The sequence below is a fragment of the Paenibacillus solani genome (assembly GCF_001277345.1).
In the GTDB taxonomy this organism is placed as follows: Bacteria; Bacillota; Bacilli; order Paenibacillales; family Paenibacillaceae; genus Paenibacillus_AQ; species Paenibacillus_AQ solani.
In genome coordinates, this window is the sequence record NZ_LIUT01000006.1 from 309,306 (window position 1) to 333,310 (window position 24,005).

General features: G+C 48.6%; 19 protein-coding genes. All 19 read left to right on the plus strand.

Annotation, left to right across the window (positions count from 1 at the left end; all coding sequences use genetic code 11):
* The first annotated feature begins 3 nt into the window (after positions 1 to 3).
* The 19 genes from AM231_RS22690 to AM231_RS22785 all read left to right on the plus strand — a co-directional run bounded on the left by AM231_RS22690 (position 4) and on the right by AM231_RS22785 (position 23,850).
* Positions 4 to 939, plus strand: a complete 936-nt coding sequence (locus AM231_RS22690) for a DUF6005 family protein (RefSeq protein ID WP_054404637.1) — start codon at positions 4 to 6, stop codon at positions 937 to 939.
* Complete coding sequence (locus AM231_RS22695; protein ID WP_082341780.1) at positions 897 to 2,282, plus strand: glycosyltransferase family 4 protein; 1,386 nt, start codon at positions 897 to 899, stop codon at positions 2,280 to 2,282. The genes AM231_RS22690 and AM231_RS22695 overlap by 43 nt, the downstream gene beginning before the upstream one ends.
* The gene (locus AM231_RS22700; protein ID WP_054404639.1) at positions 2,269 to 4,113 is read left to right on the plus strand and encodes an ABC transporter ATP-binding protein; all 1,845 of its coding nucleotides are present in this window, start codon (positions 2,269 to 2,271) and stop codon (positions 4,111 to 4,113) included. Before AM231_RS22695 ends, AM231_RS22700 begins: the two co-directional genes overlap by 14 nt.
* Entirely contained in the window at positions 4,064 to 5,641 is a 1,578-nt protein-coding gene (locus tag AM231_RS22705; RefSeq protein ID WP_054404640.1) for a class I adenylate-forming enzyme family protein, read from the plus strand. The genes AM231_RS22700 and AM231_RS22705 overlap by 50 nt, the downstream gene beginning before the upstream one ends.
* The gene (locus AM231_RS22710) at positions 5,631 to 5,891 is read left to right on the plus strand and encodes an acyl carrier protein (protein WP_054404641.1); all 261 of its coding nucleotides are present in this window, start codon (positions 5,631 to 5,633) and stop codon (positions 5,889 to 5,891) included. Before AM231_RS22705 ends, AM231_RS22710 begins: the two co-directional genes overlap by 11 nt.
* Positions 5,888 to 7,021 (plus strand): phenylacetate--CoA ligase family protein, encoded by a 1,134-nt coding sequence (locus AM231_RS22715; RefSeq protein WP_054404642.1) that lies wholly within the window; start codon positions 5,888 to 5,890, stop codon positions 7,019 to 7,021. The genes AM231_RS22710 and AM231_RS22715 overlap by 4 nt, the downstream gene beginning before the upstream one ends.
* Positions 7,022 to 7,030: 9 nt before the next feature.
* Complete coding sequence (locus AM231_RS22720; RefSeq protein ID WP_054404643.1) at positions 7,031 to 7,987, plus strand: hypothetical protein; 957 nt, start codon at positions 7,031 to 7,033, stop codon at positions 7,985 to 7,987.
* Positions 7,984 to 8,847 (plus strand): sugar phosphate isomerase/epimerase family protein, encoded by an 864-nt coding sequence (locus tag AM231_RS22725; protein ID WP_054404644.1) that lies wholly within the window; start codon positions 7,984 to 7,986, stop codon positions 8,845 to 8,847. Before AM231_RS22720 ends, AM231_RS22725 begins: the two co-directional genes overlap by 4 nt.
* The gene (locus AM231_RS22730) at positions 8,844 to 10,121 is read left to right on the plus strand and encodes an ATP-grasp domain-containing protein (RefSeq protein WP_054404645.1); all 1,278 of its coding nucleotides are present in this window, start codon (positions 8,844 to 8,846) and stop codon (positions 10,119 to 10,121) included. Before AM231_RS22725 ends, AM231_RS22730 begins: the two co-directional genes overlap by 4 nt.
* Before the next feature lie 5 nt (positions 10,122 to 10,126).
* Positions 10,127 to 11,380, plus strand: coding sequence for a type III PLP-dependent enzyme domain-containing protein (locus AM231_RS22735; RefSeq protein ID WP_054404646.1), 1,254 nt, complete (start codon positions 10,127 to 10,129; stop codon positions 11,378 to 11,380).
* A 45-nt stretch (positions 11,381 to 11,425) separates the two neighbouring features.
* The gene (locus AM231_RS22740; RefSeq protein WP_054404647.1) at positions 11,426 to 13,048 is read left to right on the plus strand and encodes a carbamoyltransferase family protein; all 1,623 of its coding nucleotides are present in this window, start codon (positions 11,426 to 11,428) and stop codon (positions 13,046 to 13,048) included.
* A 99-nt stretch (positions 13,049 to 13,147) separates the two neighbouring features.
* The gene (locus tag AM231_RS22745; RefSeq protein ID WP_054404648.1) at positions 13,148 to 14,143 is read left to right on the plus strand and encodes a zinc-dependent alcohol dehydrogenase; all 996 of its coding nucleotides are present in this window, start codon (positions 13,148 to 13,150) and stop codon (positions 14,141 to 14,143) included.
* Between the two features lie 321 nt (positions 14,144 to 14,464).
* On the plus strand, positions 14,465 to 15,538 hold the full coding sequence (locus tag AM231_RS22750) for a DUF4349 domain-containing protein (RefSeq protein WP_054404649.1): 1,074 nt from the start codon (positions 14,465 to 14,467) through the stop codon (positions 15,536 to 15,538).
* 398 nt (positions 15,539 to 15,936) lie between these two features.
* A complete protein-coding gene (locus AM231_RS22760; RefSeq protein WP_053494005.1) occupies positions 15,937 to 16,953 on the plus strand; it encodes an NAD-dependent epimerase/dehydratase family protein in 1,017 nt (338 codons plus the stop codon).
* Positions 16,954 to 18,036, plus strand: a complete 1,083-nt coding sequence (locus tag AM231_RS22765; protein ID WP_054404650.1) for a dihydrodipicolinate synthase family protein — start codon at positions 16,954 to 16,956, stop codon at positions 18,034 to 18,036.
* A 39-nt stretch (positions 18,037 to 18,075) separates the two neighbouring features.
* Positions 18,076 to 18,762 (plus strand): L-serine ammonia-lyase, iron-sulfur-dependent subunit beta, encoded by a 687-nt coding sequence (sdaAB, locus tag AM231_RS22770; RefSeq protein ID WP_054404651.1) that lies wholly within the window; start codon positions 18,076 to 18,078, stop codon positions 18,760 to 18,762.
* A complete protein-coding gene (sdaAA, locus tag AM231_RS22775) occupies positions 18,759 to 19,679 on the plus strand; it encodes an L-serine ammonia-lyase, iron-sulfur-dependent, subunit alpha (protein WP_054404652.1) in 921 nt (306 codons plus the stop codon). The genes sdaAB and sdaAA overlap by 4 nt, the downstream gene beginning before the upstream one ends.
* Before the next feature lie 255 nt (positions 19,680 to 19,934).
* Positions 19,935 to 21,554, plus strand: a complete 1,620-nt coding sequence (locus tag AM231_RS22780) for an extracellular solute-binding protein (RefSeq protein WP_054404653.1) — start codon at positions 19,935 to 19,937, stop codon at positions 21,552 to 21,554.
* Positions 21,555 to 21,621: 67 nt separating this feature from the next.
* Positions 21,622 to 23,850, plus strand: a complete 2,229-nt coding sequence (locus AM231_RS22785) for a helix-turn-helix domain-containing protein (RefSeq protein WP_054404654.1) — start codon at positions 21,622 to 21,624, stop codon at positions 23,848 to 23,850.
* Positions 23,851 to 24,005: the final 155 nt, after the last annotated feature.

Below are 24,005 nucleotides of genomic sequence, written 5' to 3' on the forward strand. Positions count from 1 at the left end.
GTCGTGCAGCAGATTCATTGCCTGCTGAATTCCTTAGCGCATTGTATTTCTCCAAAGGCAGATGCCCGGCCCCTCTTTTTTGGCGCATGGGACACTCCTTTTGCCGTAGAAGAGGACCGCTTAACGTATTTCTCTACTCAGATCACGAACGAAACCTATGTTTCAATGTTTGAATTGCTCTATGAAAAGAAACTAGAAACATGGTATGACTATCAATTAAGTAAGGAAGCCAATTACGAGCGGCTGCGAAATCTGGCGGAATCGGTTACACCCGGAAAGCATCTGCTTGTTCAACTGGACTTATATTATTTGCGGTATGAAACACGGAGCTTCAGAAATATTCATCAGCCGCATTTTGTGATTATTCTTCAACAACAGGACGGAAAGTGGTTTCTTCTTGATCCATACTTTGCTTGGGAAGGCATCCTGACAGAAGAAGAGATGTACTGCGCATTTTTTAATAATGCTTTGGGTGGAGGTTTTTTTCTGGATACAGAGAATCTTCTTTCGCCTTTGAAGAATGCGGTTTGTGCGCAATTTGAACAAGAGTTCGCTTTAGAACGCAATCAGCTGGCTCATGAAACCAAGAAACTGGTTCGGCGGTTCATGGATGAGCCCTATGAGGATAGCAAAGCAGTTATTACCAAAGCCTTCTCACAAGTAGGGATTATTTCCAAGCGGAAGTGGTGCTACGTGCTGGCATTTGATTATTTTAGCGAATCCGAGGCGATTCATAGTGATCGGCAGGGCTTTGATGAAGTGGAGAAGCTGGTGAAGGGTTGGAATGCATTCGGATACTTAGCGATCCGGGCATCGATGGGTGTGACATCTTTGGATAAACTGCTTGAGAAGGCGGAACAGCTGGAAATTCAGGAGCGTCAGCTCAAAGAAAAGCTATGGCACTTATACCAGGGATGGAGGAGGGCGCAGTCGACTTGAAGAAGATGCGGATTGGATATATCGGCGGTCATTCGCCAAAGGTGAATGAGCGGGCAATCGATGACCAGTGGACTCGTTATCTTGGGGAATATGCGGAATTGGTGAAGATCCCTCCTTTATCCTTTATGAAATTGTTTGGTGGTTCGATCGATGGGTGGAAGAGGCGCTTCCCTGATAATGTAATGGAGCTCGGGGAAGGGCTGCAGTCCTTATGCTTTAAATATGAGATTCAGACATTCTATCTGAATCTTCCCTTCGTCATACCCTATGTGATGATGGCAAGAAACGCCAAGGGCATTGATCTCTCCATGCTGTTTATCGCCCATTCGGTGGCTACGCCGTTTTGGCTGAAGCAATGGCTTGCGCTGGCTCCGTTTATAACGGAAAAGGATGTAGTGCTGCATAGTACGGCTTCCTGTAAAGAAGCGTTGATGAGAATATCACCGCGATTTGAACTTTCCGTGCACGCGCCGCTATGTATTGACTTAAGGGACGCAATCCCGAATACAGGGGGCAAGGACCGGATCATGCTGGCCATCGGCCGAATCGAAGACGTGAAGAATGTTGATTTCCTGCTGAACTGCTTCTCAAGAATTCGCGGACAGGTTCCGGACGCGAGACTGGTCATTGCAGGGGAATATACCGGAACAAAGCAGCAGATTGAGAAGTACAGAGGCTGTATAGAGGAATACATGAATCGTTACGGTCTGCACGATGCTGTGGAGTTTACCGGAGCTGTTCTGGGAGAAGAGAAGCAAAAATTGTTTGCTGAGTCGAGATTGCTGGTCAATTTATCAACCGATCCAGGGGAAACGTTCGGGTTTAATTTGCTGGAGGCAAAAGCTTCTGGTCTGCCTGTAGTGTGCACACGCTGGAATGGATTTCAGGAGCTGGTCGCTGAAGGAGAGGACGGCCTGTTTGTCGATTGCAGCTGGACATCTCATATGCCCGTTATCGATGAAGAACATGCTATCGAGCAGTGTGTGGGGGTTTTGACGGACAACGATTTACATCGCAGGCTTTCTCAAGGCGCTCTGTCAAGGGTAAAGGCATACGATTATCAATTGATTATGCCCCGAATTGTTGATTTTGCGATTCAGGCAAAAGGCCACTCTTTCAGTGGAATAGAACAAAAACACGTCGTCCGTATTGCAAATACTGCAATAGAAGAGATGCAAGACATATACTTGCTGGAACATCTACAAAGGTTCGGATGGCTGAACGAAACGCCGTACACTGTATTATCCGTCCCACAGGATGAGCCGTTATCCGGATGGATGAATAAAGTAAAGCCGATTATTGGCCATTTTGCAGGGGAGGCTCCGATTTATGCACAGTATTAAATTGTTTTTGCGATTAGTGCCACATGTAAATATTCGCTGGAAACTGACCCTGCTAGCGTATCTCTCTACTTTTATACAGCTTGCCGCAATGATGTGTCAGCCTCTCATTTTTGCTTATTTAATTGATCATGTGTTAATCGAAAAAAAGACGGAAATGATTACGGTGCTTCTCTCCCTCTCCGGAGGATTGGCGCTCATCGCCGTAATCTTTTCATTGATTCGTTCTGGGATTTTCAGGTATCTCGGAATCATGCACACCTTGGATATTCGGGATGTGCTGCTTCGGCATATTCGCAAAATCCCGATTCCCGAAATCGAAAAGAGCGGTGCCGGTAAATTCATGGCACTGCTCGGATATGATACGGGGACGATGGGCAATTATCTCAACCACGTTATCGTCGAGCTTATTTCCCAGTTGTTTATGATGCTGCTGGCCTTCGGGGTGTTGTTTACGATGGACTGGAAGCTAGGCTTGCTTGCAGCAGCCGGCCTGCCGATATTGTTTTGGCTGCCGCGCCTCGTAAAAAAACCGCTGGCTCACCATATCAGCCATGTGCGTACTCACAATGAAGAGATTGGGACAAATTTGCTGGAATGCATTGACGGTTCACGAGAGATTCGTGTGTACGGACTGGAAGGTTGGGAACACGAACGTAATCAAAAAATGTATAAAGGGCTTGTGAGCTCAAGCACAAAAGAAACCTTGTTTCGAGTACTGTCCTTTCAGTCCAGCAGCCTTTTCATCAGCTTGGTCATCGTAGTTGTCTACGGGGTAGGAAGCCATCAAGTCCTTGGGGAAGCGCTGACGATCGGTATGTTGGTTGCATCCGTCACCTATTTGCAAAATGCCCTCAATCCGGTGCAAGCCATTAATAATTTTTACGCTGAGCTTCAAGGGTCGGAGGTTGCCCTGCAAAGAATTGAATCCTTTCTGCAGACGCCGCCTGAAGAATTGGCTGCCCGTAATGGGGAAGCCCTTAGCGAAGACGAAGACAACCAAATTCATGTTCAGGAGTTTGATTCTGCTGCGTCTGTGAACGAAGAACCACAGGTTGCCGTAGATGTCGAATGTTTGCAGGTTTCATACGATGGTGTCCACATTTTGAAGGACGTGGACTTGACTGTGGAACGAAATCAAACGGCTGCCTTTGTCGGGCGGAGCGGTTCAGGTAAAACGACTTTGTTCAGAACCCTTGCCGGCTTTATGGGGACCACTTCCGGGGATGTGAAGATTGACGCCCGCTCGCTGCACGAAATGAACAGGCATGAGCTGAATGCCAAAATAGGCATTGTTTTTCAAGAGTCTTATATTTTTAAGGGAACCATTGCCGACAATATTAGACTGGGCAATTTGCAGGCATCCGATGAGGAAATTGTTGAGGCGGCCTATAAGGCGAATTTACAAGAGCTGCTGGAGCAGCTTCCGGATGGAATTCATACGGTCATTGATAATAAAGGTTTTCAACTGTCAGGAGGACAGCGCCAGCGGGTTGCGATTGCCAGAGCATTTTTGAAGAAACCGGATATTCTCATATTGGATGAGCCAACATCTGCATTAGATCGGTTGACAGAGAATGAAGTCATGACGGCACTGAAGGAGCTCATGCGAAACAAGACGACGCTGATCTCGACGCATCGTCTGAATACGATTATGCATGCCGACACCATTTTTGTGATGGAACAGGGCAAGATTGTAGATCAAGGCACACATACGGAACTGCTTGGGCGAAGTAAGCTGTATAAAGCATTGATTGCGGATATGGATAAACAGGAGAATACAGATGAACAGCTTGAGGCCGTTCCGGTTGCAGCAGGTGCAGAGCATGAATGAGCTGAGTTACTTTTTTCGTCAATATCCTCGTACTGATCGCGGTGTATTTGAGACGAGGCGGGGAAACACCCGCTACGTTTCTTATGCAGAGCTCATCGAATCTGCGAAGGAATTATCCGCTTTGTGGGACAAGTTGAAGTTAAGGGATCGATTTATCGCTGTACTATGGATGGAGCAATCGATTGAGTGCATGCGAACGATGATGGCGGTAGTGCTGGCTGGCGGAATTCCAGTACCAATGCATCCTTTTTCATCATTTACGGATATTGTGCGTATTGCAAAGGAAACAGAGGCCGAGATGGTCATTCTGCCGAAGGACAAGTATCTTCCAGTCAGTCAGTCTGCAATCCAGATCGATATAGACCATGCGTATGTCATCGCGTGTGAGAGCGGTAAGCTGCTGAGAACTCCGCTAAGCGATGTCATATCTTTCGGATTAAAGAGAACGTATACACCGCCGCAAGAAACGGCCGTCATCTTTATGTCTTCCGGATCAACCGGCACTCCGAAAGGGATCATGTTAAGTGATCGGAATATACTGTCCAACGTAGCATCCATCCAGAGCTATGTTGACCTGCAGAACGATGACCGGGTGCTGCTGTTCAAGTCGCTTGGTTATTGTTCTTCCATTACCGGAGAGTGGCTTAGTGCACTGTTTGCCGGATGCAATCTTCAGTTAACGGAATCATTCATGCATCCTTTCGAGATGATTCGATTTATCAAGGAACACGAAACGACCTTTATGTGTACCGTTCCTTCTGTCCTGATGCCTTTGGTCAAATCGGATAAATGGGATCAGGAAGATGTTGCCTCTCTTCGAAAGATGACCATAGTGGGAGGGCCTATGCCGAGTGAAGGGCTGCTTCAATTAAGTGATAGAATGCCATCCGTGGAGCTTATGCCTTCGTACGGACTGACGGAAGCTTCGCCCAGAGTCTCTTATTTGCCTGGATCAGAGCTGAGACATCGGCCGGATTCCGTTGGAATACCGGTGAAGGATGTGGACATTTGTATCGTCCAAGGGGGACGAGAGGTTCTGGCCGGAGAATCAGGGGAGATCGTCGTTCGGGGCCCCAACGTGATGCTTGGCTACTACAATAAACCGGAAAGCACCGCCGAGAAACTGAATGAACTGGGCCTGCATACGTCTGATATTGGTTATCTCGACGGGGATGGTTATCTGTATGTCACAGGCCGGAAAGACAACGCGATCAATATCGGGGGACATACCATCTATCCGGAAACGACAGAGCGGATTTTGCAGGATTTTGCCGGAGTACATGAGGCTGCGGTGACGGGAGTTCCAGATGATGTATGGGGAGAGAAGATGGTTGCATTTATTGCTTTTCAGGACCCGTCTTCATCTTTAGATGAGTTGATCCGCTATATCAAGCAGCATTTGCAGCCTCTTTTTAGACCGAGAGCCTATTTCCTCGTAGAAAGGGACGGGCTACCCAAAACGGCGGTAGGCAAATTAAACAGGGCCGCGCTAAGAAGCATGGCAAAGGAGTGGGGAAATGCAAAGTAATAGTCATGGGCACGTTGATGAAGCTGTTATCAGTACCATTGCACAATGCTGTAACAAGGACGTTTCTGAGATTCGACTTGATCATTCCTTGGCGAACGATCTTGACGTCGACTCGATTCTATTCCTCGAACTTCTTTTCGCCTTGGAGGAACGGTTCGGCTTCCAGATGGACGTAGATGATTTGCACCCCGAGAAATTCAGGTCCGTTCAATCCGTTATACGCTTCGTAGCAGGGAAGATTGCAGCATGAAACCGCCCGTCGATATGGAACGCAGGCTTCACCAGTTTATGGAGTCGTTAACTGAATATCCATACTACCGGGCACTCCAAGATGTTCGGCAATGGTCCGACCTGCCCGTGACGGATAAGGCATTAATCAATGAAAAGAGAGAGCTGTTCGAGCTCTCCCATCAGGGGAAAGTCTATGAATCTTTCACTTCAGGGACGACAGGGATTCCTTTTCGATGTGTAAAAACGGCAGAGGAACGATGGCGCTTGGCAATGGCACTATACCGTCATCGGAAAAAATGGGGGCTGCCTCCAAAGCATCATATGTTATTGCTTAGCAATCGCAGTCTGTCTGAAACGCATCATTTGGACTACTACGCGAACCAGATTCAGCGACAGGACTATCATATGATCCAAGGCAGGGCGTCGGCGCTGGTATCGTTAGCCCAGCATATCTCTCATAAAAATATGGCACTCCCGAGTTCATTGTTATTTGTTCAAAACTGGGGGGAGCCTGTGCATGCTTCTCAAAAGCATGCAATCGAGCAGGTTTTCCGTGTACCGCTGGTCGATTATTACGGCTTGGAGGAAATATGGTGCATCGCATTCTCCAATCAGCTGGGACAGCTGGAGATCGATGAAGATTCCGTCTATGTGGAAGTGCTGGAGCCGGGAACGAACCTGTCTGTACAGGATGGAACTTACGGGGAAGTTGTCGTTACTTCATTTCTCATGAGAAGCATCCCTTACGTGAGATACCGGACGGGAGATATTGGACGCATTAGGCGAAATGAACACGGTGCACGAATTATTGAGCTTTTTCCAATAAGGAATGCACAGATTAAGCTGCCAGGACGCGAAATCCATTCTTCTATTTTTCGATATTTGGACAAGTTCTTTTATGAGCTGGCGCAAAATGAGCAAATCAAGCAATTTCAAGTCGTTCAAGAATCGTATACCGAGTTTCGGCTGCTCATTGCAGGGAGTCTATCCGAAGAACAGCACTTGAGAACAAGGCTGGAGAAGTTCCTGCAGCAAAGCTTAAAGACAGAAGTAAGCCTGACCATTGAAAGAAAGGAACAGATTCCGCTTACGGCAAGCGGGAAGCTGCAATCCTTTATCAGTCTCGTGAATGATAACTCCAAGGGATGAGGTGGCTAGATGGAACAGTCGAGTCAAACCGTGGTTAAGCTGGCGGCTATGGAGTGTGCGGCCTCATGTTTATTGACGCTGCTACAGATGAAGCAAGTCAGATCTCAGTATTTTTTAATGAATTATTGGAGTTTGAACTACAGTTCCGGCCTCTTAATGTCAGGAAAGAACATCAGACTGTACAAACTCGACTATCTCTACGGTATCCAATCTGACTTTATGAAGGGGACAGAGGAAGATCTCGTTCAGCTCATCCGTGAAGGAGGAGCGGTGCTGCTGATGTGCCGTGCCGCAGATATGGATTATTTCCCGAGAGAGCTTCTGACACATGAGGAAAATGGTATTCAGCATTTTGCGTTGATTTATGGATGTGATGCTTCCGGGAGTCAGTTTCAGGTGGCAGATCCTACCGCAGATTATATAGGTACTTTGACAAGGGAACAGTTAGGCCGTGCGCGAGTGAAGGGGAAAGACAATTCATTATATTACTATACACTCGTCCCTCCGAAGCAGTTTGCACTGCCTGATCCGAAGGAAGCCTTTCGATTTACCTCGAAGCAAAATCTGCAGCTCTACAGAAAAGGGGATCTTAATTTCGGATACCGGGCAGTTGAGCTGTTTATAGCGGATTTGATGCAATCCATTCATTGGGATAAAGAACGAAGGAATTCATGGATTTATCAAAATAATATCACTATATCCTCGATCGTAAAAACAAGGAGTGCGGTTTGGAACAGTATTTGCGAGCTGCAGCTGCTCAGCCCTTCACAATTGGAGGAAGGGAATTTAGCGATCGATCGATTACTAAAGCTGTGGACAACAGTAAACTTCCTCTTGATTAAATACAAGAAAAACTACACTGACATGGCGCTGCTCAGTCAATTGAAGAATAAGCTCATGGAAGTCGGGGGCCATGAAACGCAGTTTTTGCTGCAGATGGAACGGATGGGGAGTGAACTGTTATGAAATATAGTTTATGTACCATTTCTTTTCGACATGAATTAGTCTCCTTCGAACATCTGATTGATTATGCACATCGGACGGGTTTTGCCGGGATCGAGCTATGGGGAGTTCATGCTAGAGCCTTGGCCCATACGTTCCAGTCTCAGATCGAACCATGGATGGGCAAGCTTAAGTCTTATGGTCTGAAAATCCCCATGATCAGTGATTACGTCGGGCTTATGGACAACCAGTCGCCGCCGTCAGCCATGAACGTGAAGCTTCAGGAATGGATTGATCTGGCTTACCGATTTGAGACAAGACAAATCCGCATCTTTGCAGGGCATTTGGGGAGCTCGCAAGCGGACGATGAACAGTGGAAATTGTGCATGGACAGGCTGAGGAAGCTTACGGAGAAGCTTGCGGAGAACGGTTTGACCCTCGTGCTGGAAACACACCCTAACACTCTCGCTGATACGCTGGATTCGACGCTGCGGATTTTGAAAGAAGTCGATCATTCTTCTTTAAGGATTAATCTTGATTTTCTGCATATTTGGGAGGGGGGCTCGGACCCGATAGAAGCCTACCAAGCATTAAAACCATGGATTTCTCATTTCCATATGAAGAATGTTACGGAGCCTGAGCAATTGGCAATTTTTCAACCCCAAAACGTGTATTCTCCCAGCGGATTAAGGGAGGGGATGGTCTCTCTTAGGGAAGGGATCGTTGACTTCGAACGAATCGTCACATGTTTAACAGACGACGATGTGGATTGCTGTGCTTCATTAGAATGGTTTGGCAAGGAGCCGTTTCAATACTTAAGCGGTGAGATGGAATGGCTCCGCCATGTATCCACTCCATCAATTCCATATGAGGTGAGGAGATGAAGGCGGAACGTTTTATTAGCAGCTTGCTTGACATTCAAAGTCCGAAGCTATGGTATTCCAACATCAATTGGGAGCAGAAAAGCAAAATCGGCGTACGCCTTCCTCAAATCCAAAATGCGACGACGGATTCTTTGATGAATCAGATGCACATTCATCAAATCTACTTGGCGGATCCGGAGGATGAGGTGATCGTTCAGGAAAGACCGGACTCCGAGTTTCTGAGTTATTTGGAAGAGCAGGGAATCCGTATCCCCAAAATGCTTGTAGGTCATCCGGAGGAGTTTGCTGGCAAACTGAAGGGTACATATACGATACCTTATCTGATGGATGTACAGCAGGCTGGATTTATAAGTTCGAACGGTGGTATCGGGATTGGTCCGCCGCCGGAGCTGGCTTTAAAACTGAACAATAAAGTGTATACCCGGTTATTTTGCGAACAGCATTCGATTCCCGTGAGCGACGGCATTGTTTGCACCAGCTTTGATCAGCTGGAGGGAGCCTTCCATCAGCTGCAGCAAGAAACGAATGCAGATCGTTATGTATTGAAAACGGCCTACGGCTCCTCGGGTAAAAATTTGTTCCATATTCGAAGCCGGAAGGAATTTGATTTTATCTGCACGTATTTATCCAGACAGCGCCATGTGGAGGATTTCATGGTGTCGATCGAACGCTGGCATGATGTGGAGTATAACTTGAATGCGCAGCTGCTGCTGTGGAATGGGGAATGCCGTGTGCTGGCCGTTACGGGGCAGGACAATAATGATGTCGGTGTATACAAAGGGAGTGATTTGCACCCTCTGATTCCCGAGCATGTGATGAGGCACTATTTGCAAGAGCTGGAGTCACTGGGGCAGCTTCTGTCAGAGGAAGGCTACCAGGGTTTTATGGGAGTCGATTCGGTGATGGATAGGCAAGGAAGATTGATTCCCGTCATCGAAATCAACGCGAGACTCACGATGGTCACCTACACGCTGTCTATCAGAGAACGATTGCTTGCGGATGGCTTTCCTCATATTTGCGTTCAGTTCTTTGATGTGAAAATACCGCGGCGGATGGAATTTTCGGTATTCAGAAGGCAGGTTGATGAGATTGCGGCCACCTATTCAGGAGGAACTCTCATTTACGGTTTTCATGAGGTGTTTGACCCGAAGCAGCAAGTGTATGTATACCGGATCTTTATGATGTTCTGGGAAAAAGACAGGCATCGGCTTGCTACGATGGTCCAGCGCATCGAGCAATTCATGAGTGCTACGAAATTGACGGAGATGAGGTGACTTCCTTGGAAACGATCATGCGAGAGGCGGATACAGTTTCCGAAGCATTGAAGCGTTTCGGTTCCCCTTTGTTTCTGTACAGCGAAAGGCAATTGGAAGATGATTATGCCAGAATCCGCAGCGCCTTACCGGAACAAGTCGGGCTGTATTATTCAATGAAAGCGAATCCAAATCCTTCTATTTGCAAAATGATCCACCAGTATGGGTCCCCGATCGAGGTGGCTTCGATTGGAGAGTACCATCGAGCTGTTTCCATCGGGGTGCCGGCCGAACAGATTGTGTTTACCGGACCGGGGAAAAGCAGGGAAGAAATTCATGCCTGTATAGAAGGTGGTATTTTTTGTATCAATGCTGAATCCCTCCAGGAGCTCCGGGTGATTCAAGAAGAGGCTGCTCGCTTGGGAAAAAAGGTGCCGGTCACGCTCCGAATCAACCTAATGACGACACGGCAAGGATCACGAATGGCGTCGGTCGGCATCCCTACGCAATTCGGCATTGACGAGGAACAGCTTGATGATGCTGTGGAATATGTGATCGGTCAATCCGAGCTCAAATTAATCGGACTTCATACGTATCAGGGGACACAAAATTTTCATTTGGATTATTACAGGGAAAGCATTCCGAGAATGTTTGCGTGGATTCGAAGACTAAAGGAAGTGCATGCTCTCCCTTTAACCACAGTAGGCCTTGGCGGAGGCTTCGGAGTGCCTTATTTCAGGGGAGATGATCCGTTCCCGATCGATGATTTTGGACAGCTTCTGTCTGAAGAAATATCGAAGAATGAGGATTTATGCTTACCGCATATTTTCGTAGAGTCGGGCCGATATATCACCTCGCGTATGGGCAATTATGTAACTCGGGTGCTGTACACCAAGCAGTCGCATGGAAAGAAATTTGTAATTGTCGACGGGGGGACCCATCATCGTGCATTTAGCTCCGTGATGGGCAGAAGCTTTAAGACGCCCCTGCCTAACCGCTATATGCTGCATGACAGTGAACATGAAATCATGGAAGAGCCTGCAGAGTCCACGAATGGATTTGTTCCAGCTCAAATCGTTGGCAAGCTCTGCACACCTACGGATGTAATCCAGAGCTCCGTTCTGCTGCCGGAGAATATAACGATGGGGGATGCGATCCTGTTTCCCAATTCAGGAGCTTACGGCTTAAGCTGTGGGAATATGCATTTTTTATCCCATACGCTGCCTAAAGAAATATGGGTTGCAAAAAACGGTGCACTGCATGATATTAGCTGGCTATAAATGGTGTGCTGATCAATAGTGGCATCATTATACGGAGGGGATTCGATGAATATATTGGCACTTGGTGGATCGAGTCATGATTTTTCCGCTTGCCTCATGTTGGATGGAAAGATAGCTGTCGCAATTGAAGAGGAGCGTATTACCAGAATCAAGCATTCCCTGGATCTGGATGTCAAATCGTCTGGAAATCAAGCGGCTCTTTATTGTCTGGAAAGCCAAGGTCTAACGCTATCAGAGATCGATCTCATCATAGGCAATGATATTATAGACCGCAATTATTACAAGCCGTACCGGGACCGGATGGTCCTGATGAACCATCATCTTGCCCATGCTTCCAGCGCCTTTTATCCATCGCCGTTCGAAGAAGCAGCCATTCTCGTCGTTGACGGGGCAGGCAGTGAGATAGGTGGACTCAATGAGACCACAACCTATTACTATGGGAAGGGCACGGAAATTCAAGAGCTCTTGAAAATTACAGGGAAAATGGAATGGAACCAGGTGCTTTCGCCTGTGGAAAATTCAATGGGTTATTTTTATGATGTGTTAAGCAATGGCATCGGTTTTCACAAGCTGACGAACGGAAAGACCATGGGATTGGCACCTTATGGTTCAACGGCGTACGTCAAAGAATTCGAACGCTTCTACACGATGGATGACGAAGGACGGTTTATCCAAAGCAAAGAGCATATTCAGGAAATGAAAAAATTTATTCGCCACACCGTCGGGGTCATTCGAGATGAGGAGCAACGTTTTCAGGCCAAGGCGGATATCGCATATGCCGGACAATATCATTTGGAAAGAGCGATGATCAAAGCCTGCCGGTATTTACATGCGAGGACGGGATCCCGTCACTTATGTCTTGCAGGTGGTGTGGCGCTGAACAGCGTTGCCAACTATAAAATTTTGGAGGAAACTCCATTCGAGCATATTTTCGTGCAGCCGGCAGCTGGGGATGCTGGAACGGCGATCGGAAGCGCCTATTACGGGCACCACGTCAAGATGAATCAGCCGAGAGGCGATGCATCCATCCTATTTTCTCCATACTTGGGCAGAGGATATGGTGCAGAAGATTACGAGAGTGCACTGAAGCAGTATGCTGAACATATTACTGTGGAATCGCCGGACGATCTGTACGGCTCCGTGGCCAGTATTTTAGATCAAGGCGAGATTATCGGGTGGTTCCAAGACCGTTCTGAAATCGGTCCGCGTGCGCTCGGAAACCGAAGCATTTTGGCTGATGCTCGAAGGAATGATATGAAGGATTTAATTAACTCCCGGATCAAACATAGGGAAGCATTTCGTCCGTTCGCACCGATCGTATTGGAAGAGGAGCAGCCGACATATTTTTCGATGGAGCACCCATCCTATTATATGCTGTTGGTTCCATATATTTTGGAAGAGAAGCGGAGTGAGGTTCCTTCGATTACACATGAGGACGGTACGGGGAGGGTTCAAACGGTATCGAGAGCGATTAATCCGAAACTGCACCAGCTGTTGTCTTCTTTTCAGCGTTTGACGGGGACGCCGATTCTATTGAATACCTCGTATAACGACAATGGGGAACCGATTGTTGAAACGCCAGCAGATGCTATACGCTGTTTTCTTAATATTGACCTTGATGCTCTCGTATTGGACAAGTGGTTGATCCGCAAAAAGAACCGACAATAGTGTTGAAAAGCTAGAGTTGTTATGAAAAGAAGTACTTTGGTAGAAGTTCTCATAATAAGATATAAAAAAACGCATAATGATGTGCTGGGGGTAAACCAAATGAAGGCAGTAGCAGCTAGAGATGGAAAAGCAGCCGTAATTGAAGTCGATGCACCGGAACTAAAGGAAGGGCATGTTCTCATACGAACGGAGTTTTCAGGAATTAGTCCAGGAACGGAAATGGGCATCATTAAAAATTCTGCTGGAAAGAGCGTCATGATTGGATATAGCGCGGTTGGCCGAATCGAACAGTTGGGGGAAGGGGTAACCGAATATGAGATTGGCGAACGTGTCGCATGTTACGGCTCCCCTTTCGTACAGCATGCAGAGATATTGGCCGTTCCAACGAATCTGATCGCCTCTGTATCCGAGCATGTATCTCCACAAGAAGCCGCATTTACCGGTTTGGGTGCCATTGCGATTCACGCTTTACGCATCGCGGATTTGCGATTTGGAGAATCGGTACTTGTCGTGGGTCTGGGGATATTAGGGAATTTAGTGGCACAAATTGCTTCGGCTGCCGCCTACAGAACGGTAGGTCTGGATCTAAGCAGTGAGCGTGTGGAATTACTCAAGCAGCAAGGATTGTCACAGGTTTTTGAGCGTACCGAGGATTTAGAAGAACAGCTTGATGTTTTAACGGATGGTCATGGCTTCGATTCCATCATTCTATGCGCAGGCGGCTCAGGAGAAGAATTGATCAACAGCTCGTTCGAATGGCTGCGGGACCGGGGGAGTGTAGTCATCGTTGGCAATTTAACGATGGAGTTTTCCCGGGCGGCAATGTTCAAGAAGGAAGCGCGCGTATTGATCTCCAGGGCAGGCGGGGCAGGACGGTATGATAATCAGTACGAAAGAGAAAATCGGGATTATCCGGTCGGTTATGTGCGTTGGACGGAAGGAAGAAATGTTGGGGAGTATGTTCGGTTGTTATCTGAGAAAAGGATTTCAGTCCAGCCATTAATTACGGATCAGTTCGAGCTGGACCAAGCGCATCATGCCTATGAGAAATACGAATCGGACAGCAAAATACTGGCTTCATTAATAAAGTACTAAAATTAATTTTGTAGAACTATTTGCATTGGTTATTTCGCTTGCTGATCATTGCTAGTTGTAGACCGACCATGGACGGGGCGGAATCTCAGGGATCGAGCAGGTGCCCTAGGGGCAGGCCAAGGCAGATTTTCAGATTTACGTTTTTGGAGTAGAGCATGAAATTGCTTGAGAATGTGCGCCTCTTCCGTTATGAGACGGAGGAGGCGTTTTTTGCGTTGAACCAGCCCTGTTTGGATAATTTATTATCTTGCCTGCAACCTTCCATATGCTGGAACCGTTAGTAGATAAAATGGAAATATCCATCTACAGGGGGGAGAAAGTATGAGAAGGCGGGGTTTATGGATTGCTGCGTTGATACTTATCGTATTGCTGTTTAGCAGCTGCTCTTCAGGTTCTCAAAGCAAAAATGCCGGAGCTGCTGCGGAAACCCATACGCAAGCATCTATGGCGGATCAAGCCTCAAACACAGAGGGAGGTGCGGCGGCCAAAAATGTAACCGAGGCGGAGAGCGATGGCAGCTCCGAGGTGCCGGCATCGCCCGATGCCAAGGCTTCGAATATGCCATCGACTGCTCAGACTTCCGGCGCAGGCTTTAATTCGCAGGATTTGTCGAGCGGGCTCAACAAAAAGCTGATGTACAAAGCAAATATTGTGATGGAGATTCAGGATTATGGAAAGGCACAGACAGAAGTCCGGAACTCAGTGACGCTTTCCGGCGGCTATATCGTTAATTTCAGCGAAACTCAATCCAGCAGCGAAACAGGCGGAACGTTTATTGTGAAAGTTCCTGCGAACGGGTTCTCCTCCTTTTTAAACCATTTGGAGAACATTGCGCATGAAAATTTGCAGCGAAGCATCGAAGGGCAGGACGCGACCGAGGAATACGTCGATTTGGAATCCAGGCTCAAGGCCAAGCAAATCATGGAGGAGCAGTACATAGCCTTCATGAAACAGGCGACCAAAACAACCGACCTTGTTGCTTTTGCCAATGAGCTGGAGCGCATTCAATCGGAAATCGAGCAGATGAAAGGCCGGATGCGTTACATTGACCAGAACGTGTCCTATTCCACAGTAGAAATCAGGCTTTACCAGACACCGCAGAAAAAGGATGATCCCAAAGGGTCCGCCATTCAGGCGCCGCTCGGGCAGCGGGTTTCCGAAGCTTTTCAGGGCAGTATCGACGTGATCACCATCATCGTCCAATGGATGATCGTTATCCTTTCCGGATCGCTTCCCATATTGGTCATCGCGGGCTTCGTTCTGCTCATCCTATGGCTGGCCCGGAAATCGGGACGGCAGAAACGGGAAGATGCAGCCCGAAAGCGAAAGCTGCTCAATAACGGGCCGACATCTGAGGAAGGTCAGCCGGACGGCCAAAGGGACGAGGAAAAATGAATGAATCTTGAATTCAGCCAGGCCTAAGCAGATGCTTCCGAAGCATGTTTCCTAGGGAAACTTGTCAGGTGCTCATGTACCTAAAACAGCTGATGCTTTCGAAGGCGTTTTCTGCGAAAACGTGTAGCTCCGCTCCTGACGTCCCTAGCTTCATCTAACCTAAAGTGTTTTAAAAAACGTACTTCGGAAGCATAAGCTGCGGTGCTGAAAAACCGACTTTTTGAACTCGCACTAAATAGGTTCTATAAAATCAAGAAATCTGAAAACAACAGTGATTGTAGGAACATTTTACGTACTTGTCCTAACCTGCATCTATTTAAAGACGATTTAAAGATTTGTCTTTATATCGTGTCCCCTCGTATGATAAAAGGGAATCAATACGAGGAGGAGATGGAATGATGTTAACCGTTGCAGAACTGGAGCGTAAGCTTGCCGAGCCTTCGGAACAGCTGGTCGCTGACCTAGCGTCATTGGATGGCGATATTGTAGTATTGGGCGTTGGGGGGAAAATGGGTCCGAGCCTTGCGAGACTGGCGGCGAACGCTGTTCGTGAAGGGGGCGGGGGCAAGCGGATTATCGGAGTGTCCCGATTCTCGAACCAGGAGGCGAGACGCGAGCTGGAGGAAGCGGGTGTCCACACGATCTCGTGCGACCTGTTAAACGATCAGGAACTCCAGATGCTGCCGGAGTCTCCAAATGTCATCTATATGGCTGGGAATAAATTCGGAACGGCGGGCCGCGAGTATTTCACCTGGGCGATGAATTCATATTTGCCGGGACGGGTCTCTGAAAAGTTTAAGCAATCCAAAATCGTTGTGTTCTCGTCGGGTAATGTATATCCCTTTTCCCCAGTAGGGAGCGGTGGTGTGAACGAATCAGTTGCGCCGGAACCGATCGGCGAATATGCGCAGTCCTGCCTGGGCCGGGAACGTATCTTTGAATATTTCTCTCATCAGAATGGAACGCCGATGGCTATTTATCGTCTCAATTACGCCATCGATATGCGGTACGGCGTGCTGCATGAGCTGGCCAAGTCTATCCACGAGGACCGCCCGATAGACCTGACAATGGGACACGCGAATATCATATGGCAGGGGGATGCCAACGAGATGGCGCTGCGCTCTCTCTTGCACTGCAATACCCCGCCGGAGATCATCAATATTACTGGACCGGAGACGATGTCGATCCGCTGGGCGGCACAGGAATTGGCCAAACGGATGGGGAAAGAGGCACAGTTTAATGGCACGGAATCCGAGACAGCACTGCTGAATAATGCGTCGAAGTCGCATCAGCTGTTCGGCTATCCGAAGGTATCCCTGCTGCAAATGATCGACTGGACCGCAGCGTGGGTACAGGCTGGAGGCGAAAGCTGGAATAAGCCGACACACTTCCAAGAGCGAAAGGGGAAATTCTAAATGAGCGGACAGACCTGGGCAACCGTGCAATTGGCACCTGAAAAACTGGAAGCGCTTCATCAAGGGCTTGTTATTCCGGCTCACCCTCTCGCCTTGGACGAGAACCGGAAGCTGGATGAACGCCGTCAGAGGGCACTGTCCCGTTATTATGCGGCATCTGGCGCCGGCGGTATCGCAGTAGGCGTGCATTCGACCCAGTTCGAGATACGCGAGCCCGGTATTGATCTGTACGAACCGGTGCTGCGTCTGGCGGCTGAAGAGATCAGCAAGGCAAAGCTTGAGCGCCCGTTCATCATGGTCGCTGGCGTCTGCGGCCCGACTCCCCAAGCGCTTGAGGAGACAGAGATAGCGCGGAAGCTCGGTTATGACGCAGTGCTCCTCAGCATGGGAGGCCTTGACAGCTGGAGCGAGGAAGACATTCTGAAGCGGACCGAGTCGATCGCTGCTATAATGCCGGTCATCGGCTTCTATCTGCAGCCGTCAGTTGGCGGAAAGATCTTCTCCTTTAATTTCTGGCGGGCCTTTGCCGAGATACCAAACGTTGTTGCGATTAAGATGGCGCCTTTCAATCGATATCAGACGATTGATGTCGTCCGTGCCGTCTGCTATTCGAATCGCCGAGAAGAGATTGCGCTGTATACTGGCAATGATGATAATATCGTGAACGATTTGCTGACCACGTACCGCTTCCAGGTCGACGGGGTGCCTGTAGAGAAGAAGATCGTCGGCGGACTGCTCGGCCACTGGGCTGTATGGACCCAAAAAGCGGTCGAGCTGCTGGAGGAAATCAAAGAGGCGAGAAAGGCTGGAAGCGTCTCCAAGGAATGGCTAACGCGCAATGTGGAGATCACAGATTGCAATGCGGCCTTCTTTGACCCGGCGCATGAGTTTGCCGGATGTATTCCGGGGATACACGAAGTGCTCCGTCGCCAAGGATTGCTGAGGGGCACTTGGTGCTTGAATCCGCATGAGACGCTATCGCCGGGGCAGGCTGAAGAAATTGACCGGGTTTACCGCGAATATCCGCATCTGAATGACGACGACTTTATTCGTGAACAGTTGGAAGAATGGCTTTTAGACTGATAGAATGAAGGCAGAATAGTCGAAAGTGGGGAATCGCGCATGCGGTTTAAAGATGTGTTTTCAATTATAGGGCCGAGTATGGTAGGGCCATCGAGCTCCCATACCGCGGGGGCCGTCCGAATCGGAAGGGCAGCGCGGCGCATATTCGGCGCGTTCCCCGACCAGGCGGAAATCGTATTTTACGGCTCCTTTGCCGATACTTACCGCGGTCACGGTACGGACTTGGCTGTCGTCGGCGGGCTGCTGGATTTTGCCACAGATGATATGCGCATCCGCAATTCTGTTGAACTCGCCGAGGCGGCGGGTATGCGGCTGACCTTCAAGACAGCGCAGAATGTCGCTTTCCATCCGAATACGGTGGAGCTTAGATTAGCCAGTAGAGGACGTGAAGATCGTATTGTAGGCGCCTCCATTGGTGGAGGCAGCGTCGAGATGCTGCAGGTGAACGGCTTTGATGTCAAATTCACGACGAACTACCCCGTGCTGCTGGTCTTCCATGACGATACGCCAGGTATGGTAGCGCATATCACTCGACTGCTTGAGGGCGGAGGCGTCAATATTGCCTATATGGACGTGGATCGTAAGGGACGAGGCGGCGATGCCATCACTGTCGTCGAATCGGACGAGGCCGTTCCACTGGAGCTGATAAAGCATATTGAGAGCTTGCCGAGTGTACATCGCGTCGTATTTGCGGATCTGACGACAGAGGAGGAGGCAGCCTCATGAAGTTTTCCACATTGAAAGACATCATCGCCTGGTGCGAGAAGGATCAGGTAACGATCGGGCAGCTGATGCTGCAGGAGCAGATCAAGGAAACCGGCAAAAGCCGGGAGGAGACATTTAAGCAAATGGCCGATTATTACGGCATTATGAAGGAGGCCGTTCACCGGGGCATCCATGAACCGGTTCCGTCGAAGAGTGGTCTGACCGGAGGAGATGCCGTCCGCGTCCACGAATACATGTCGACGGGCGTGCCTGCGCTGGGCACCGATGCTTGCACAGCGCTCGCCTATGCTCTGTCCGTATCGGAAGTGAATGCGTCCATGGGACGGATCGTCGCCACACCAACCGCTGGCTCATGTGGCATCATTCCAGGCGTGTTCGTCAGCGTGCAGCAGCGATTTGGATGGGATGACGATTACCTGGTCATGGGGCTGTTCAGTGCAGGTGCCATCGGGTATGTTATTGCAAATAATTCATTCATATCGGGGGCAGAGGGTGGCTGTCAGGCCGAGGTTGGATCCGCAATCGGTATGGCGGCCGGTGCATTGACGGAGCTTCGCGGTGGCACTCCGGAGCAGGCAGTTCATGCGGTAGGGCTTGCACTGAAAAACTCGCTGGGTCTCATCTGCGATCCCGTCGGAGGACTGGTAGAAATCCCATGCATCGTACGCAACGGCTTCGGTGCAGTTACCGCACTGGCGGCTTCGGATATGGCGCTGGCCGGCGTTCGAAGCGTTATTCCATCGGATGAAGTGATCGATGTCATGCTGGAGGTTGGCACGGCCATGCCGGCCAAGCATCGGGAGACCGCGAAGGGCGGGCTTGCGCAGACGCCGACCGGCAAGAAAATTTTAAAGGATCTCTACGGTAAGGAAGGCAAGAAGCTGCGCGAAAAGGGAGCAAAGGGTAAGGGAGAATAGCGAAACTGGGGCTGATCTGGACATTATCGTGGAGTCACTAAGGTGGCTCCTTCTTTTAATTTGGCAGGTCAAGGTTGCGAATACGAAATTCCTTAAAATAAGCCTGGCATATTGGGCCGGAACGGTGAAGAACCCTCTGGTCTGTCGAAGAAGTGAGTGCTAGTATGAGTACAAAAGAGACGTCTGTCTGGTTGTATTGTAGGAACGTGTGAGAAATTGTGAGCAAACTTTACACGAAAGTAGGGGGACGCCTGTATGAGAAGACCAAAATCATGGTTTCTGTTTCGTATGGCACTTGTATTAACCATGATCGCGTCGATGCTTGCTGCTTGCAGCGGCGGAGGCGAGGGGACGGAACCTGAGATGGGAGACGGTCAGGAAGCAGCACCTGCTGTGGTTGGTCTGGACCCATACGGAGATACAGGTGGGCTTACGCTGCCGCTGGTGCATAAGCCGACCACGATTACATGGATGGTGGTAAGTGAGAAGACAAACCTTAATGATTCACTGCTTGCCAAAGAAATCGAAAAGCGCACAGGTATTAAAATCAACTTCCAGGCGTACTCACCGTCCACGTACAACGACAAGCTGAAGGTGACGGTCGCCTCCGGCAAGCTGCCGGATATTTTCCATGGCCTGACGCCATCGGAGCTGAAGAAGATCGGCAAGCAGAAGGCGGTTGTTGCGATCAACGATCATCTCGACATGCTGCCGAATTTCAAACGTTTGTATGTTGACGAGAATCCTTTGGTCATTCCTTCTTATGCGGATGAAGCCGGGAACATTTATACCTGGCCGGTGGCGAATATCAACCGTGACGTGAACCATGGCTTCCTGTACCGTAAAGACATTTTCGACGGACAAGGCATTAAGGAGTGGACGAACACCGAGGAATTCTATCAAGCACTCAAAAAACTGAAGGAGGCTTATCCGGATTCATATCCGTACGCTTCCAAGACGAAAGAGAATATTTTTCGCGACTGGGCATACGGATGGGGCATTGGCGGCGCCAACTATCCGGTATATTACGACGAGGCGGCTAAGATCTGGAAATATGCAACCGTACAACCGGAGCATAAAGACATGCTCGATTTCATGAAGAAGCTGTACAAGGAAGAGCTCCTCGATCCGGAATTCATGACGGATACCGACGATTCCTGGACGGCGAAGATGACGAGCGGTAATAAATCCTTTGTTACCTATGACTGGATCGGCCGTCTGGACCTGTTCTACAACCAAGTAAAAGACCAGAACCCTGATTATGACCTCCGCTACGGCAATCCTATCGGTCCAACGGGCAATGGCAAGACGCTCGAAAGCATTACGAATGGCTTCAGTATCGCCGTAGCGAACAATGATAACAAAGAGGCGGCTCTGAAGCTGCTGGATTATTTGACTAGCCCATCTGGTGCGACCCTGGTGACAATGGGTGTAGAAGGCGAGACGTTTAGGATTGAAGGTGATAAAGCTATTTATCCGGAGCTGGCGGACGTTCCACTGGTGGATATCAGCGTGCTGGAGGACCGCTATGGCCTATGGCTGCAGGGCTTATATATCAATGCCGACAAGCGCAGCGTGTACTTCAACTATACGGAGAAGGAACAGGAAGCTCAGGATAAGCTGCTGGATGGCAACAAATTTGAACCGCTCGATCCGGTTCTGAATTTCACGGACGACGAAACGTACGCCATCGCTGAAATTCAAACATCACTGAAAAAAATGGCGGATGAATTCAATGCGAAATACATTCTGAATAAAGACTATGGCGACATGCAGTGGCAGCAGTGGCAGGTACAAGCCGAAAAGCAGGGCGCGAAGCAGATCGTCGACATTTTCAACGCTGCCCAGAAGAGATTGGATAAAGCTGCGAACTAAGCAGGGAAGGGACCGTAGCCATGCATGTTGAATATGAAGGGATGACTTCAAGAAAGGTGAATCCATAATGAATCGATTGATCGCCAAGAGAGGATTGCTTCAGATTTTCTTCGCTCTGCAACTGGTCATCGGCATCATGTTCATATTCAATTACATTGTGTACAAAAATTCCATCAGCGGGATATATGAAAAGGTGAGCGACAACAACCGAATGGTGATCAAAAATGTCATTCAATCGTTTGATACCAGTTTCTCCTCCGTCAACAATCTTATTTTCAACATTCATGCGCTTCCTTCGGACCGGATTCTGACGGACGCGGGTGGGCTTGACATGGAAAAGGTCATATCCCTGCAGGACAGCTTAACAAGCATTGTGTCCAATTTGGATATTGTGGAGGACGTGATCATCTCATTCAATGATCGTGATCTTGCCATTACGACCCGGGGAACGAGCAGCCTGGACACTCTCTTTGACAGACGTTACATATCACAGCGCTACAACTCTATGTTCTGGAGAAATTTTATGCGTTCCGAGCATGGATTTACCGTATTTCCAGCCGAGGATTATGCGGATCTTAACAGTGGCTATGGACGCAATTTGATGGTTGCGGTGGATGGGAACAAGGTCCGGATGTCAAACAAGAACCTCATGATTTTTATCGATGTAAGCAAGCTGTTGAAAGGAATCGACCTGAATTCAATGATTCCCGGCGCTTCGCTGATCGTCCTGGACTCCAATCGTAACGTAATCCTCAGCACGGAGAAGGACCTGGACTTGGTCGACATTTTGAACGACGTGTACTTTAATCCTTCTCAGGAAGCTTCCCTGACGAATGGCAATTACGAATACAACTTTTATAAGTCCGACTATAACGGGTTCATCTATATCAATAAGCTGCCTTACAAATTTCAAAATATCGACTCCGTGACCAATGCCAACCAGTGGATTATGTACGGAGCGATTGTACTGGCCGTGCTGTTGTCGCTTCTGTTAAGCGTCTACCTGTATCGACCTGTCAAAAATATCGTCAAGCTGCTTGGAGGCAACACGCTGAAGGGGAATGATTTCGTAAAAATTCAGAGCGGGATCATCAAAGTGCAGCGGGAGAACGAATCGCTCAAGAAGCAAATGGAACTTGTTGAGGAAGAAATTCGGAGAGGCGTGTTCCTGCAGACCCTGGACGGACAGAATCATTCGCGTGAACAGGAAATTCAAATGCAGAAGCAGTACACGTATCTTTTCCAGAGCAGGCATTTCGTTATGGCAGCCATCTACTTAAAGCCGGACACTGAAAGCGAGTTCGTGCTGGAGGAATTAACGGCAACAATCCGGAAGGATCTGGCTGAGCGTTATGAGCATGCGATCGTTTATCATACTGAGCATTTAAAGTTTCTGGCGCTGATCGGCTTTGACCAGCCATCGGAGCGCATTAAGTTAGTGCAGAGGTTTGAGCAATTTCTTGAGGCCGCCAAGAAGGACTATTTGCAGTCATTCGATGTATGGGGATGCGTCAGTCGCTCTTACGAATCTAAGATCAGCAACTGCCGCGCTGCCTCTGAGGATATTAAGGACGGGCTGCTGTACAGGCATGTAAACGAGGATAACTGTGTCGTCGACACAGAACGAATCCGGTATGTCCCAGAGCTGTACTTCCCAATCCAGGAGATTGAAAAGCTGAGCAATTGCATGCTGAGCGGTAAAGTGGAGGAAGGGCTGCGGATCGTCAATGAAATCATTCAGGAAAATGTCTCTGTGCAGATTCATCATCATCAGATGATCCATATTGCCAAGAGCATGTTTTTTATCGTCCTACAGCAGGCGGAGTCCTCTACGGTAGACCGTAGCGAATTGTTTCGTTTGGAAAGCGCTTTTATCGACAAGGTCGATCAGGCATTTACTTATAAGGAGATTCTGGATGCGCTTGTTGAGGTGATCCCGGTAGTTGCGAACATGCGTAACCACGATCCGCGCAGCAAGCTGAATCCGGCGTTTATTACCCAATATATCGAGCTTCATTATATGGAGAATCTGTACCTGGACCATATGGCTGAAGTGCTGGATACAAGCTCGAAATATTTCTCGAATTATTTCAAGAAGACATTCGGCGTGAATTATGTGGAGTATTTGAACAGAGTTAGATTATCGCATGCCCGTGAATATCTTCGGAATACGGACCTGAGTATTGCTGAAATCGGTGAGAAGACGGGATATTCGAACTCTTCCACATTTACGACAACCTTTAAGAAGTACTGCGGTGTCTCGCCGAGCGAATATCGGAAAACATCAGGAAAATAAAGCGGAGCAGGATGGTTCAATATGAAGGTGGCATCCACGATTCAACGAAACAGTTGCTCCCTAAAACCGACTGACTATAATGCTATCGAGATGCAGTCTGTTCATCAGAGTATCCGTCATTGACGGATACTCTTTTTTACTCCGGCAGGCCTTTT

Excerpts from the sequence above, each read along its gene's own strand:
- AM231_RS22780 (WP_054404653.1), top strand. The coding sequence starts at position 19,935 with ATGAGAAGACCAAAATCATGGTTTCTGTTTCGTATGGCACTTGTATTA.
- AM231_RS22705 (WP_054404640.1), top strand. The coding sequence starts at position 4,064 with ATGAACAGCTTGAGGCCGTTCCGGTTGCAGCAGGTGCAGAGCATGAAT.
- AM231_RS22740 (WP_054404647.1), top strand. The coding sequence starts at position 11,426 with ATGAATATATTGGCACTTGGTGGATCGAGTCATGATTTTTCCGCTTGC.
- sdaAB (WP_054404651.1), top strand. The coding sequence starts at position 18,076 with ATGCGGTTTAAAGATGTGTTTTCAATTATAGGGCCGAGTATGGTAGGG.
- AM231_RS22725 (WP_054404644.1), top strand. The coding sequence starts at position 7,984 with ATGAAATATAGTTTATGTACCATTTCTTTTCGACATGAATTAGTCTCC.
- AM231_RS22760 (WP_053494005.1), top strand. The coding sequence starts at position 15,937 with ATGTTAACCGTTGCAGAACTGGAGCGTAAGCTTGCCGAGCCTTCGGAA.
- AM231_RS22700 (WP_054404639.1), top strand. The coding sequence starts at position 2,269 with ATGCACAGTATTAAATTGTTTTTGCGATTAGTGCCACATGTAAATATT.
- AM231_RS22715 (WP_054404642.1), top strand. The coding sequence starts at position 5,888 with ATGAAACCGCCCGTCGATATGGAACGCAGGCTTCACCAGTTTATGGAG.
- AM231_RS22765 (WP_054404650.1), top strand. The coding sequence starts at position 16,954 with ATGAGCGGACAGACCTGGGCAACCGTGCAATTGGCACCTGAAAAACTG.
- AM231_RS22730 (WP_054404645.1), top strand. The coding sequence starts at position 8,844 with ATGAAGGCGGAACGTTTTATTAGCAGCTTGCTTGACATTCAAAGTCCG.
- AM231_RS22695 (WP_082341780.1), top strand. The coding sequence starts at position 897 with ATGGCACTTATACCAGGGATGGAGGAGGGCGCAGTCGACTTGAAGAAG.
- AM231_RS22785 (WP_054404654.1), top strand. The coding sequence starts at position 21,622 with ATGAATCGATTGATCGCCAAGAGAGGATTGCTTCAGATTTTCTTCGCT.
- AM231_RS22750 (WP_054404649.1), top strand. The coding sequence starts at position 14,465 with ATGAGAAGGCGGGGTTTATGGATTGCTGCGTTGATACTTATCGTATTG.
- AM231_RS22710 (WP_054404641.1), top strand. The coding sequence starts at position 5,631 with ATGCAAAGTAATAGTCATGGGCACGTTGATGAAGCTGTTATCAGTACC.
- AM231_RS22720 (WP_054404643.1), top strand. The coding sequence starts at position 7,031 with ATGGAACAGTCGAGTCAAACCGTGGTTAAGCTGGCGGCTATGGAGTGT.
- AM231_RS22745 (WP_054404648.1), top strand. The coding sequence starts at position 13,148 with ATGAAGGCAGTAGCAGCTAGAGATGGAAAAGCAGCCGTAATTGAAGTC.
- sdaAA (WP_054404652.1), top strand. The coding sequence starts at position 18,759 with ATGAAGTTTTCCACATTGAAAGACATCATCGCCTGGTGCGAGAAGGAT.